13 protein-coding genes are annotated in these 12,800 nt (G+C 33.3%); 2 read left to right on the top strand and 11 right to left on the bottom strand.

Features of this window, described 5'->3' with window-relative positions:
* Positions 1-191 precede the first annotated feature (191 nt).
* The 3 genes from accD to ACE01P_RS20015 all read right to left on the bottom strand — a co-directional run bounded on the left by accD (position 192) and on the right by ACE01P_RS20015 (position 4,815).
* Positions 192-1,046 (bottom strand): acetyl-CoA carboxylase, carboxyltransferase subunit beta, encoded by an 855-nt coding sequence (gene accD, locus ACE01P_RS20025; RefSeq protein WP_026728501.1) that lies wholly within the window; start codon positions 1,044-1,046, stop codon positions 192-194.
* A gap of 85 nt (positions 1,047-1,131) precedes the next feature.
* Positions 1,132-2,199, bottom strand: a complete 1,068-nt coding sequence (gene fbaA / locus ACE01P_RS20020) for a class II fructose-bisphosphate aldolase (RefSeq protein WP_035645669.1) — start codon at positions 2,197-2,199, stop codon at positions 1,132-1,134.
* A 60-nt stretch (positions 2,200-2,259) separates the two neighbouring features.
* Positions 2,260-4,815 (bottom strand): BamA/TamA family outer membrane protein, encoded by a 2,556-nt coding sequence (locus tag ACE01P_RS20015; protein ID WP_379700804.1) that lies wholly within the window; start codon positions 4,813-4,815, stop codon positions 2,260-2,262.
* Between the two features lie 37 nt (positions 4,816-4,852).
* Here ACE01P_RS20015 and ACE01P_RS20010 point away from each other — a divergent pair, with 37 nt between their 5' ends.
* Complete coding sequence (locus ACE01P_RS20010) at positions 4,853-5,581, top strand: RNA methyltransferase (protein ID WP_379700803.1); 729 nt, start codon at positions 4,853-4,855, stop codon at positions 5,579-5,581.
* A gap of 9 nt (positions 5,582-5,590) precedes the next feature.
* Here ACE01P_RS20010 and ACE01P_RS20005 read toward each other — a convergent pair whose 3' ends face one another.
* From ACE01P_RS20005 to ACE01P_RS19990, 4 genes are all read right to left on the bottom strand, one after another.
* Positions 5,591-6,301: a porin family protein gene (locus ACE01P_RS20005; RefSeq protein ID WP_379700802.1), complete on the bottom strand. Its 711-nt coding sequence runs from the start codon at positions 6,299-6,301 to the stop codon at positions 5,591-5,593.
* 1 nt (position 6,302) lies between these two features.
* On the bottom strand, positions 6,303-7,034 hold the full coding sequence (gene ubiE / locus ACE01P_RS20000) for a bifunctional demethylmenaquinone methyltransferase/2-methoxy-6-polyprenyl-1,4-benzoquinol methylase UbiE (protein WP_379700801.1): 732 nt from the start codon (positions 7,032-7,034) through the stop codon (positions 6,303-6,305).
* A 577-nt stretch (positions 7,035-7,611) separates the two neighbouring features.
* Positions 7,612-8,094 (bottom strand): dihydrofolate reductase, encoded by a 483-nt coding sequence (locus ACE01P_RS19995; protein ID WP_379700800.1) that lies wholly within the window; start codon positions 8,092-8,094, stop codon positions 7,612-7,614.
* Between the two features lie 11 nt (positions 8,095-8,105).
* Positions 8,106-8,450, bottom strand: a complete 345-nt coding sequence (locus ACE01P_RS19990; RefSeq protein WP_379700799.1) for a 2TM domain-containing protein — start codon at positions 8,448-8,450, stop codon at positions 8,106-8,108.
* Between the two features lie 239 nt (positions 8,451-8,689).
* Between ACE01P_RS19990 and ACE01P_RS19985 the strand changes: the two genes are divergently transcribed.
* The gene (locus ACE01P_RS19985; RefSeq protein ID WP_379700798.1) at positions 8,690-8,986 is read left to right on the top strand and encodes an isoamylase early set domain-containing protein; all 297 of its coding nucleotides are present in this window, start codon (positions 8,690-8,692) and stop codon (positions 8,984-8,986) included.
* A gap of 37 nt (positions 8,987-9,023) precedes the next feature.
* Here ACE01P_RS19985 and ACE01P_RS19980 read toward each other — a convergent pair whose 3' ends face one another.
* From ACE01P_RS19980 to ACE01P_RS19965, 4 genes are all read right to left on the bottom strand, one after another.
* Positions 9,024-9,875 (bottom strand): thymidylate synthase, encoded by an 852-nt coding sequence (locus ACE01P_RS19980; RefSeq protein ID WP_379700797.1) that lies wholly within the window; start codon positions 9,873-9,875, stop codon positions 9,024-9,026.
* Positions 9,876-9,950: 75 nt separating this feature from the next.
* On the bottom strand, positions 9,951-10,574 hold the full coding sequence (locus ACE01P_RS19975; protein ID WP_379700796.1) for a bifunctional nuclease domain-containing protein: 624 nt from the start codon (positions 10,572-10,574) through the stop codon (positions 9,951-9,953).
* Between the two features lie 165 nt (positions 10,575-10,739).
* Positions 10,740-11,708: an electron transfer flavoprotein subunit alpha/FixB family protein gene (locus tag ACE01P_RS19970; protein ID WP_379700795.1), complete on the bottom strand. Its 969-nt coding sequence runs from the start codon at positions 11,706-11,708 to the stop codon at positions 10,740-10,742.
* Between the two features lie 85 nt (positions 11,709-11,793).
* Complete coding sequence (locus ACE01P_RS19965) at positions 11,794-12,540, bottom strand: electron transfer flavoprotein subunit beta/FixA family protein (protein WP_198854647.1); 747 nt, start codon at positions 12,538-12,540, stop codon at positions 11,794-11,796.
* Between the last annotated feature and the right edge of the window lie 260 nt (positions 12,541-12,800).

Here is a 12,800-nt window from a genome sequence, read left to right as displayed (position 1 = left end):
TTTTTAAAATTGCTGAACGAGAATTAAAAAAGGATTTGAGAAAAGCGAGTTAAAAGTAGGATTTCCACATGCCTCCAGCAAGGCTGTCTCTCTCAAATGAAAGCTTTATTTTACTATATGTATATGGTTTAAAACAAAAAAAAATCCCAAGAAGCAATTCTTGGGATTTTCTATTTTAAATAGTTTAAAAACTATCGGATATCATTGTTTTGAATCAAATCGATATATAAGTTGATCTTATCTTTCAATTCTTTTCTTGGCGTGATAAAGTCTAAGAAACCGTGTTCTAATAAGAACTCAGCAGTTTGGAAACCTTCTGGTAAATCTTTCCCTGTAGTGTCACGTACAACACGCGGACCAGCAAAACCAATCAAAGCGCCTGGCTCAGAGATATTGATATCTCCTAACATAGCGTAAGATGCAGTTGTCCCTCCAGTTGTCGGATCTGTACAAAGAGAGATGTAAGGTAATTTAGCTTCAGCTAATTGAGCTAATTTTACAGAAGTTTTTGCTAATTGCATTAAAGAATAAGCGGCTTCCATCATACGAGCTCCACCAGATTTAGAAATCATTACAAACGGAAGTTTGTTTTTAATAGCGTGATCAATACCTCTAGCAATTTTCTCACCTACAACAGCTCCCATAGATCCACCGATGAATGCAAAATCCATACAGCAGATTACAAGTTCTCTTCCTTTAGATTTTCCTACTCCCGTACGTACAGCGTCTTTTAAGTGAGTTTTTTCCATTACATCTTTCAAACGCTCTGCATATTTTTTTGTATCCACAAAATGCAAAGGATCTTTAGATGTCATGTTTTTATCTAACTCAACAAATTCGTTGTTGTCGAATAAAATTTCAAAATAGGTTGCGCTTCCAATTCGAACGTGAAAATCATCTTCAGGGCTTACGAATAAATTTCTCGCTAATTCGTCAGCATCAATAATTTTTCCAGTAGGAGATTTGTACCACAATCCTTTCGGAACGTCCATCTTGTCTTCTGTAGCGGTCGTAATCCCTTTTTCTTGTCTTTTAAACCAAGCCATTTTTTAAAATTTAAGATTTAAGATTTTAGACTTTAGATTTTAGATTCCAGAAAGAAATCTAAAATCTAAAATCAGATATCTAAAATTATAGTGTATTCACGTTATTTAAGTCTGCAAAAGCTTGCTCCAATCTTGCGTTGAATGTTACTTCACTTTCACGTACCCATCTTCTTGGGTCATAGTATTTTTTGTTTGGAGCATCTGCACCTTCTGGGTTTCCGATTTGAGATTTCAAATAGTCAAGATTTTTAACCATATAATCACGGATTCCTTCAGTGTAAGCAAATTGTAAATCTGTATCGATGTTCATTTTGATAACTCCGTAGCTAATTCCTTCTCTGATTTCTTCAAGTGTAGAACCTGAACCTCCGTGGAATACGAAATCAACTGGATTGTGTCCTGTGTTGAATTTGTTTTGTACGAAGTCTTGAGAATTTTTTAAGATTTTTGGAGTTAATTTTACGTTTCCTGGTTTGTAAACACCGTGAACGTTTCCGAAAGCAGCAGCAATTGTAAATTTAGGGCTCACTTTAGATAATTCTTCGTAAGCGTAAGCTACTTCTTCTGGTTGAGTATATAATTTTGAGCTATCAACATCAGAGTTGTCAACACCATCTTCTTCACCACCTGTAATACCAAGTTCGATTTCTAATGTCATGCCCATTTTGCTCATTCTAGCTAAATATTCTTTACAGATCTCGATGTTTTCTTCGATTGGCTCCTCAGACAAATCGATCATGTGAGAACTGAATAATGGTTTTCCTGTTTCTGCGAAGTGTTTTTCAGAAGCATCTAATAAACCATCAATCCAAGGTAAAAGTTTTTTTGCGCAGTGGTCAGTGTGTAAGATTACAGTTGCACCGTAAGCTTCTGCCAAAGTGTGAATATGTTTTGCTCCTGCGATTCCTCCCGCGATTGCTGCTTTTTCACCTGCGTTTGATAATCCTTTTCCAGCGTTGAATTGAGCTCCACCGTTAGAAAATTGAATGATAACTGGCGCGTTTAGTTTTGCTGCAGTTTCAAGAACTCCATTAATTGTGCTTGATCCAGTAACGTTTACTGCTGGAAGAGCAAAACCCTTCTCTTTAGCATAATTAAAGATCTCTTGTACTTGATCTCCTGTAGCTACTCCTGGTTTAATGTTATGTGCCATTGTAATTTTTTTTATAGTTGTTTTTAGTTTTTAGGTTGCAAAAATAAGAATTAATTAGCATTAGAACGGATAATTTATACCAAAATTTAAAACCGAGTGCCCAAAATTGTATTCTTTAAACCATCGGTCTCCCTTCTCATGCGCCGGATTATAAGTCTTAAACCCTAAATCTAAACGAATAACAAAAAAACTCAAATCGTATCTTAAACCAAATCCTGTACCTAAAGCAATTTCTTCTAAATCGTTTAAGTTGTCAAATTTTGCTTTTGGATCTACAACATTATCGAGCACATTCCAGATATTTCCGGCGTCTGCGAAGAGCGCTCCCTTCACATCTCCGAAAATTTTGAAACGAAATTCGGCACTTGCAGCAATTTTCATATTGGCCTCGTTAAAGTCGTTTAGAGCATTTGTACTTCCGGGACCAAGTGAGTATGGCTGCCACGCTCTATTATCATTTGAACCTCCGGCATAATAACTTCGTGAAAACGGAATGTAGTTTGAATTTCCAAACGGTACCGCAATCCCGAAGAAGCTTCTAACCGCTAAAACTTTTTCTTTTCCAAAATCCCAGTGTTTTATATAATCAAACTCTGTTTTAACGTATTCTGAATATTCTAGGTTGAAAATCTCATAATTTCCTCTTGAATTTTTTTGAAGATTTCCAATTTCAGAAACAAGAGATAATAAAGTTCCAGCTGATTCTATTTTTGTTCTAAATTGATAGAAATTATTATCTGCTAAATCTTTTTTAGTTGTTTTGGTAAAAGAAAAACTCGTTGCTAGAATGAAATCATTTTCAGTCAAACGAATTCTTCTTTCTTCAATACTTTCAACTTCTTGGTATTGAGGGTTAGATGGTGTTAAACCGGTTTGTCCTGTTAAAACATCATTGGTAAATCCTGTTGTTCCTGTAGGTACAATTAAGTTTCCGTTTGTGTCAACATTTGAAGCTTGTTGATTGTAATTTTGTGCAATTCCGTTCAAGTCATCATAAGAAGACGTATAAACATTAAAGTAGTTGTCTGGATTTAAGTTACGAACAAACTGGGCATTCAACAATTCTAATTTCGCCGTATTATGACGTTTTGGCGTCCAGTTGTATGAGATACCTCCTGTAAAGTTTTCTTTGTCCAAACCAATATTTCGCTGTTTCGAAAAACCAGAGGAGATAGAAGTATACGGAATCATACTTTTCGGAATGATTTTCTCGGTTCCAAAAGGCAATAAAATTCTCGGGAAATTCAATTTCATGTCCAAACCATATTCCGAAACATTAAAGAAATTGTTGTTCGGATTGGCCATATCTCTAGAAGAACCAATATTTAAACGAGCTGAAATTTCGAGCGTCTCGGCTCTGTTAAATACATTTCGAATCGTTTCAGAAATACTGGCTCCAATTCCAAAATCTTGAATATTAGAGTGCGTTACATCCAGTGTGGCTCCAAAACTGTATTTTTTTCTCGGAGTCAAATAAACATTTGCAATAAGAGATTGAGCTGTAGAATCTCTTTTGTCTACTTCATATTGAATAGACGGATAGTTGAAGATTCTTAAATTATTTAAAGATCGAGAAGAAAGGGTAGTTCTGAAATCAGCAAAAGTGCTTCCTTTTGAAATGAAAATAGCATCGGTGATAGCACGCGGTCTGTATTTTAATCCTTTGTAACTGTACAGATTAAAGTTGTTGTAAGAGACACTGTCTGTTGGTTTTTTCTTAGCATTGGCTGCAGAATAATCAGTGTAAATATTTACATCGCTAATTTTATATAGTTTGAAAGGCTCTGTACGGCTAGAATCTCTTTCCTGAATATTATTGTTATTAATAATTAAAGTAACATCAGCTTTTGCTTTTTTTCCAATGGTATCAATGTCAAAAGTTACATAAGTAGGCTGGAAATAATAAGCGCCGTGATTTCTGAAATATGTTGTAATACGGTTTTTTTCTTCTTCAAAATCTGTAGTTTTGTATTGATTTCCAGATTTTAATAAAGAAGGTTCGTTATTAGTTCTGTATAATGAATCTAGTGCAGGAGTCATTATTTTGGTTCTAATAGTATCCAGTTTGTAAGCTGGTCCCGTTGTAATATTGTAATTAATTTCGGCCCTCTTTTTTCCAACTGTATCAATAGTATAATCGGTTTGAACGTTAAAATAACCATTGTTAAAATAATAGTATTTTAAACGTAATAATGATTTTCTAGATTTTGAAGTATCAACGATTACAGGTGGCTCACCAGTGTTTTTTAGAAACTCATGTATTCCTTTATAATAAAAAGATTGCCCAAGACGATCGACTTGTTTTGCAGAAAAGATTTTAGACATACGCTCATACTTTCCAGGATTGTTTTTGAATTTTGCCTGATAAGTAGAATCTGGATTTAAATTGGCTAAATTGTATAAATTTAATCGAAGCTTATAACCTAATAATTTACCATTTGGTTTTTGGTACATCTGATTAGAAGCCGTTTCATCGTTTGTTGCTTTTCCGTTAACCAGAATATTATTTTTTACAAGAAGGTTTTTTCCATCGGGAACTCTTTTTACGGCATTACAAGCGCAAATTAATGTTGCAATTAGAAGAAATGCTGTTATTTTTGTGGAATTATTTTTCAAGTGTTTTTTAATATTTAATTCAAAAGTACATTATTTTATGGTTAGTAAAAACCAAATAAAGCTTATCTCAGGTTTACATCAAAAAAAGCAACGTTTTGCCAATCAATTATTCTTTGCTGAAGGAGTAAAAGTAATTCAAGAATTGCTGCAATCCAATTTTGAATTAGAACATTTATACACCACATTGAATGATTTTGAAACAGTTCATGCTTCAAAACGTACTCTTATTAATGACCAAGAACTGAAAAAAATAAGTGCTTTGTCGACTCCAAATTCTTGTTTGGCGGTTTTTAAAATTCCAGCCGAAAAGAACATAATCGATTCGGGTTTAATTTTAGCATTAGACGACATTAGAGATCCCGGAAATTTAGGAACTATTTTGCGTCTGTGCGATTGGTTTGGTATTAAGCAGATTATCTGTTCTAAAGAAACGGTAGATATTTATAATCCGAAAGTGGTACAAGCTACAATGGGGTCAATTACCAGAGTAAATGTAAGCTATGTTGATTTAAAACTTTTTCTTGCTCAAACTAAACTGCCAGTTTTTGGAACTTTTATGGACGGAGAAAATATTTATCAATCGAAATTACCTCAAGATGGAATCATTATCATGGGTAATGAAGCCAACGGAATTTCAGAAGAAATTGAAAAAATAGTAACCAGCCGTCTCACAATTCCTAGATTTGGAGAGCTTCAAAAAACCGAAAGTTTAAATGTAGCTACTGCAACAGCAATTATTCTTAGTGAATTTAAACGAAATAGTTGATATTTTGTTTTAATGAAAAGTGAAATTTATTAAAATCGCTCTAGATTTCATCGAATCAATATTTCCAGTCCAAGGGCTGTCTGGAGTATTGTCTCTAATAAGCTCATCTGTAATGCCGAACATTCCTCTAACAGAAGGAGAGAAAATAAAGTATTCGGTAAAAATATCAATTCCTAAACCTAGCTCATAAGCGGCTGTCCATTGTTTAACTCTAAATTTCTGCTCAAAGTTATCGTCTTTAGATTTAGCATTACTAGATAAATTTAAAGTCGTAGACATGCCGCCAACCAAGTACGGGCGTATATTTCCTGTACGCATAGCAGAAAATTTCAATAATAAAGGAAAGTGAATGTAAGTACTATTTACTTCTCTTAGATAATCGCTTTCTTTATCACTGATGCCAGGAAAAAAAAGATCACGTTTAGTATAATACAAACCAGGTTCAAAACGCAGGTTAATATATTCCTGAAGCCTTAAATCGGCTACGACACCAACATTAAAACCGGTAGTTTTTTTAACCTGAATATCTTGCTGTACAGGAGTTTTGTAATCAAATTTAAAGTCAAAACTGTTGAAACCTAAGTAATAACCGAAATAAACTCGCTGTTTCTGCCAGTTTTCAAGATTAATGATAGGATCTTTGCTAAACATGTTTTTAGCAAATTGCGAATGTCCTTTTGTCGTTAAGACCAATAAAAATAAGATTACAATTTTTTTCATACTATTTTTTAGATGCAGAATAAATTGTTGCGACACCAAAAGTTTGAGGCATTGCCACAACATCTATAAACCCAATTTTTCTCAAAATATTGTTTAAGGCTTCTCCATGAGGAAAGGCAGCAGCAGATTCAGATAAATAACCGTAAGCGTCATTATCTTTAGAAAATAATTTTCCGATTAATGGAAGTATATTTTTGCTGTAAAAATTGTAGCCTTGTTTATAAGGAAATTTAGTTGGTACAGAAGTTTCTAATATAACAAACACTCCATTTGGTTTTAAAACTCTTAAGATTTCTGCAAAACCCTTTTCAAGGTTTTCAAAATTCCTTACTCCAAAACCAACAGTAATTGCGTCAAAGTAATTGTCTTCAAAAGGCATATTTTCAGAATCTCCCAGAACTAGTTCGATAATATTAGAAAGTTTTTTTTCTTCTACTTTCTTTTTACCAACTTCTAGCATTCCGGCAGAGATATCTAGACCAATAATTTTTTCAGCATTAGTCTGTGCCATTAAAATAGCTAAATCGCCAGTACCTGTTGCGATATCCAGAATAACTTTTGGTTTTTTGTCTGAAACAATTTTTAATACTTTTTTACGCCATTTAACATCAATTCCAAATGAAATTACACGATTCAAATTATCGTAATTCCCAGAAATGGTGTCAAACATTTGGGTTACTTGCTCTTTTTTACCTAAGGTAGAGTCTTTATACGGAGTTACTTTTTCAGACATTTTTTTTATTTAGGCAAATATAAACAATCTAGTTTAACTGTAATTGAGTTTTTTAATTTGTAAAATAAATGTTTTTATAGGATTTATTTTTTAACAAATTAGAGGCGTGTTTTGGCATCCCTAAATCTAGGTATTTTGGCAAAATCCCTAAAACACGGTATTGTCTAGTAGCGCCATTATGAGCAACTTTGTCAAAGTAAAATGATTAAAGTTTAATGATTGATAATGTTGCTATGACTCAAACAGATGATTACTTTTTTTGCGCTGGTAATTTCATTTGTTCAGGAAAGAGTTTTGAAAGTATTGTTCTTTGGGGGGAAATACTATAATTTAAGTGCAAAGTACGTTCTTAGGATTAAATTTGTTTTTGGAAATTTTAATTTTCTGCCTTTAATATCTTAGTGGTATTTGTTGTTAAAGGCGTTTTGAGATTTAGGTCTCAAATAATAAAATGTTATTCAGTTTTACAAATGTCTCTTGACATTTGTGATTTTTTTAAACAAAATTTTTCTTGAGCGAGTTGAGCTTCAAAAATCAATTATTTAAAAACATCCTCCCTAAAGAGGATGTTTTTTATTTATTTTCTAATGTAAGTTTCATAAGTATAATCATAAAGATGTTTTTCATCTTTATAATTTTCTTCAGATTCTACTAAAATCCATTCACTTTTATTGATTTTAGGAAAGAAAGCATCTGCTTCAAAAGTGTGATGAACTTTCGTTAATTCGATAATATCTGTAAATGGAAGAGCAAGATTGTAAATTTCGCCACCGCCTATAACGTAGCTGTCATCATCCTCAGGACAAATTGCAATTGCTTTTTCAATACTATCTACTACAATACACCCTTCAGGTTTATAATTTTCTTGACGAGAAATTACAACATGAATGCGGTCTGGTAGTGGTTTTGGGAAACTTTCAAAAGTTTTTCTTCCCATAATAATGTGATGACCAGTAGTAAGCGATTTAAACCTTTTAAAATCATTTGGCAAATGCCATACTAATTCATTGTTTTTTCCAAGCGCATTATTTTCGGCTGCAGCCGCTATCATTATAATCATGGTATGCCTAACTAAATTTTGTTTTCATTTTCTTCGTTAATAGAAGATTCGAGCTGACTGATTCTTTTTTGCTGTAAAGCAACTAATCGATCAATTTGTTCTCTTTCCCATTTTTTATTCATAAAACGATCTGTTATATACACTTTTATGAAATGCAGAATAAAAAGGAAAAGCCAGATTGTAATACCCCAGATGCACCAATTTTGAGTTGTGCCTTCTCCAAGTCCAAAAAATTTATTGCCAATAAACAAAAATAAACTTCCAAGCAGGAAAAGAACAAAATGAAAATATAAGACCTTTTTTTGTCTTAATCGGCGCCTAGCGTATTCGTATTGTTCGTGTACTTCTTTTTCCATAAGATAAAAATGAGATTATAAAGTTAAAATTTATTTTCGAAAGTCCATATTTTGGATTAGGAATATTTGCTTTTAAAAGTTATAAGAATTTGAAAAACAAAATTTTAGCCATTATAAATTGCAGATAAAGCGAAAATAAGATGCTGTTTTTGGCATTATCATAAATCGGTTCTGATGGTAGCCAGTGTTTCATCGAATTTAATTAATTTTAGATGTATAAATCTAAAAACGAAATAGTTATGTCTTTAAAAAAACAATTTGTGAAAACGAAGCCGGTATGTAAAGTTACGTTTTCAATAGATGCTAAGGATGCAGATTCGGCAGCTGTTGTTGGAGATTTCAATAATTGGAACGCTGAAGAAGGGACTTTGAGTAAATTGAAAAATGGAACTTTTAAAGCAACTTATGACTTGGTTAAAGATGCTATATACGAATTTAAGTATCTGGTTGATGGAAATTATGTGAATGATCCAGAAGCCGATTCTTATAAATGGAATGATTTTGCTGGAAGTGAAAACAGTGTTTTAATTGTATAAAAAAATCCGCTTTAATTTTAAAGCGGATTTTTTGTTTTTATACAGCGACACTTCCTTTTATAGCAGGATGCGGATCATAGTCAACAAGTGTGAAATCACCATAATCAAAATCAAAAATGTTTTTAATCTCTGGATTTAAAATCATTTTTGGTAATGGTTTTGGTTCTCTCGAAAGTTGCAATTCTAATTGCTCAAAGTGATTGTTATAGATATGTGCGTCGCCAAAAGTGTGGATAAATTCACCTGGCTCTAAATCGCAAACTTGTGCAATCATCATGGTAAGCAATGCATAAGAAGCAATATTGAAAGGAACGCCCAAAAATATATCGGCACTTCGCTGATACAATTGGCAAGATAATTTTCCTTTTGTTTCTCCTTTTTCAGGATCTGGACTAGCTACATAAAACTGGAAAAATGCATGGCATGGAGGTAATGCTGCTTTGTTATTGGCAACATTTTCTTCAAAAGACTTTTTGGTATCTGGCAAAACCGAAGGGTTCCAAGCTGAAACCAACATTCTTCTGCTATTCGGATTTGTTTTTAATTCTTTAATTAATTCAGAAATCTGATCAATTTCTTCACTATTCCAATTGCGCCATTGGTGACCGTAAACTGGCCCTAAATCGCCATTAGAATCTGCCCATTCATCCCAGATTTTAACTCCGTTTTCTTGAAGGTATTTTACGTTCGTATCACCTTTTAAAAACCAAAGCAATTCGTAAATGATAGATTTTAAATGAAGTTTTTTAGTTGTAACCATTGGGAAACCTTCACTTAAATCAAAACGCATTTGGTAGCCAAAAACACTTTTTGTTCCAGTTCCGGTTCGGTCTCCTTTTTGATTGCCGTTTTCTAAAACGTGTTTTACTAAATCTAAGTATTGTTTCATTTGTTTGTTTTCGGTTATTCGTTTAATTGTTTAATCGATTTAACGAATAAACGGTTCAACGATTAAACATTGAATTTATCTTCTAGAGATTTCATCTCTAATTTTAGCTGCTTTTTCGTAATCTTCTTGAGAAACTGCTTGATCCAAAAGTTCGTTTAATTCTTGCAAAGAATGTTTTGAATAGACGTCTCCAGATTGATTGCTTTCTTCTTCGTGTCCGAAAGTTTCAGGGTTTGAAAGAACATCATCAATTTCCTGAGCTCCAGAATCTGTTTCAGCAGTATTCGATTTTAAATAAATACCAGCTTTATCTAAAATGTTTTTATAAGTAAAAATAGGAGCGTTGAATCTCAAAGCAAGTGCAATAGCATCAGAAGTTCTTGCGTCGATAATTTCTTCTATTTTATCTCTTTCGCAGATTAAGCTTGAATAAAAAACGCCATCAACTAATTTATGAATGATAACTTGTTTGACTACGATATCAAATCTTTCAGCAAAATTTTTGAATAAATCGTGAGTTAAAGGACGTGGCGGTTTTATTTCTTTTTCTAAAGCAATAGCGATCGATTGGGCTTCAAAAGCACCAATAACAATAGGTAATTTTCTTTCGCCGTCGACTTCATTCAAAATTAAGGCATAAGCGCCATTTTGAGTTTGACTGTATGAAATTCCTTTTATGGATAATTTTACTAGACTCATATATGTTTGTAAAAAAGGCACTTAGCGCCTTATTTTAATACTGTTTTTGATTAGAAAATAAAGCTGCAATTTTAATCAAAAAATATGGAACAAAAAAGCTGCCTATAAACAAAGATACAACATCTTGTTTTTAGGCAGCAATATTTTTAAAGAGAATTCTTTGTATTAAGAATGCTGAGCTTTGAAAGCTTTTAATTTCTCTGTTAATTGCGGTACAATTTCAAAAGCATCTCCAACAATGCCATAATCAGCTACTTTAAAGAAAGGAGCTTCTGGGTCGTTATTGATGACAACTTTCACTTTAGAAGAGTTGATACCCGCAATGTGCTGAATAGCTCCAGAAATACCAATTGCAATGTATAAGTTTGTTGCTACTGGTTTTCCTGTTTGCCCAACGTGCTCGCTGTGAGGTCTCCATCCTAAATCTGAAACTGGTTTAGAACAAGCAGTTGCAGCGCCTAAAACTTCAGCTAGATTTTCAACTAATCCCCAGTTTTCAGGACCTTTCAATCCACGTCCGCCAGAAACTACGATATCCGCGTCAGCGATAGAAACTTTTCCAGAAACTTTCTCTACAGATTCTACTTTTACTCCGAAGTCATTGTCTCCAACAGCTGGGGTGAAATCTTCAGCAGCAGCAGCTCCTGCGCTTTCAAAAAGGCCGTAAGAGTTTTTAGCTAAGCCAAGAACTTTTACATCTGTATCGATTTGAGTAATATTGAAAGCTTTGTTTGAGAAAGCATTTCTTTTTACTTGAAATGGAGAAGTGCTAACTGGCAATCCAACTACATTTGAAGCAAAACCAGCTTCTAAACCTACTGCAACAAGTGGAGAAAGGTAGATGCTGTCTGTTGTAGAAGAAAGTAAAACTACTTTTGTTCCTTCTTTTTGAGCCGCTTGTTTGATAACATCAGCGTAAGCTTTTGCATTAAAACCAGCTAATTTGTCGTTGGTTACTTTTAGAACTTTATCAACTCCGTATTTGCCTAATTCGCTAACATCGCTGATGTTTACAGTCAAAGCTGTAACCGTAGTTCCTAATGATTCTGCCACTTTTTTAGCGTAAGAAGCTAATTCGAAAGCAACTTTTTTAAATTTTCCTTCTGCAGATTCTGCATATATTAATATTGACATGATTTTTTTGTTTTGAGGTTAAAGTTTCAGGTTTAAAGTTTCAAGTTATAGCTGAAAACTGAAAACCGAGACTGAAAACTATTTACTAGATTACTTTTGCTTCGTTGTGTAATAAATTGATTAACTCATCTAAATTATCTGCAGAAACTAATTTTACTGCCGATTTTGGAGCTGGTTTTTCAAATTTTACCGCTTTTGTATTTACAGCAGCATCAACTGGCTCAAGAATAGTAAGCGCTTTAGTTCTAGCTGTCATAATTCCTCTCATGTTCGGGATACGTAAATCTTTTTCTTCAACAAGACCTTTTTGACCTCCAATGATTAAAGGAAGAGTAGTGCTAACGGTTTCTTTTCCACCATCGATTTCACGAACCGCTTTTACATTGTTTCCGTCAATCGTTAACGCTGTACAAGAGTTTAAGAAGTTAGAACCTAAAATTCCAGCAATCATTCCAGGAACCATTCCTCCGTTATAATCCAAAGATTCTTTACCAGCAATTACTAAATCGTAACCACCATTTTTAATTACTTCTGCCAATTGTTTAGCAACAAAAAATCCGTCAGTAGGATTTGCATTAACACGAATTGCTTCGTTTGCACCAATAGCCAAAGCTTTACGCAATGTTGGTTCAGTATCAGGACCTCCAACGTTTACAACCGTTACATTTGCTCCTTGTTGTTCTTGGAACCAGATAGCGCGTGTAAGACCAAATTCGTCGTTAGGATTAATTACATATTGTACACCGTTAGTGTCAAATTCAGAGTCACCGTTGGTAAAGTTAATTTTTGAAGTAGTATCAGGTACATGGCTGATGCAAACTAGTATTTTCATAAGTATATATTTTGAATTTATAATATGCTTCTACAAATTTAGAATTTAATTTGGAATAATTATACTATGCATGCATAATATTTTTTAAAACTATTACGATTTCGCAGATTCTGTAGTTTGAAATGAATTTCATCGGAATCTAAAAAATAAAAAACAGCTATTTAATCTGATTGTTAGGAATTTTGCAATAATCGATCTCTTGTGGCTAAATTGGTTTTGTATGATAAATACTAATTTTTGATTTTTTACGTTTTAGTGAA

Source organism: Flavobacterium sp. HJSW_4 (assembly GCF_042436695.1).
Taxonomy (GTDB): domain Bacteria; phylum Bacteroidota; class Bacteroidia; order Flavobacteriales; family Flavobacteriaceae; genus Flavobacterium.
The sequence above is the reverse complement of the archived record's forward strand: the minus strand, read 5'-3'. Positions and strand labels throughout refer to the sequence as shown.

Coding starts and splice junctions, on each gene's coding strand:
- accD (WP_026728501.1), bottom strand. CDS start 1,046: ATGGCTTGGTTTAAAAGACAAGAAAAAGGGATTACGACCGCTACAGAA.
- fbaA (WP_035645669.1), bottom strand. CDS start 2,199: ATGGCACATAACATTAAACCAGGAGTAGCTACAGGAGATCAAGTACAA.
- ACE01P_RS20010 (WP_379700803.1), top strand. CDS start 4,853: ATGGTTAGTAAAAACCAAATAAAGCTTATCTCAGGTTTACATCAAAAA.
- ACE01P_RS20005 (WP_379700802.1), bottom strand. CDS start 6,301: ATGAAAAAAATTGTAATCTTATTTTTATTGGTCTTAACGACAAAAGGA.
- ubiE (WP_379700801.1), bottom strand. CDS start 7,034: ATGTCTGAAAAAGTAACTCCGTATAAAGACTCTACCTTAGGTAAAAAA.
- ACE01P_RS19995 (WP_379700800.1), bottom strand. CDS start 8,094: ATGATTATAATGATAGCGGCTGCAGCCGAAAATAATGCGCTTGGAAAA.
- ACE01P_RS19990 (WP_379700799.1), bottom strand. CDS start 8,450: ATGGAAAAAGAAGTACACGAACAATACGAATACGCTAGGCGCCGATTA.
- ACE01P_RS19985 (WP_379700798.1), top strand. CDS start 8,690: ATGTCTTTAAAAAAACAATTTGTGAAAACGAAGCCGGTATGTAAAGTT.
- ACE01P_RS19980 (WP_379700797.1), bottom strand. CDS start 9,875: ATGAAACAATACTTAGATTTAGTAAAACACGTTTTAGAAAACGGCAAT.
- ACE01P_RS19975 (WP_379700796.1), bottom strand. CDS start 10,574: ATGAGTCTAGTAAAATTATCCATAAAAGGAATTTCATACAGTCAAACT.
- ACE01P_RS19970 (WP_379700795.1), bottom strand. CDS start 11,708: ATGTCAATATTAATATATGCAGAATCTGCAGAAGGAAAATTTAAAAAA.
- ACE01P_RS19965 (WP_198854647.1), bottom strand. CDS start 12,540: ATGAAAATACTAGTTTGCATCAGCCATGTACCTGATACTACTTCAAAA.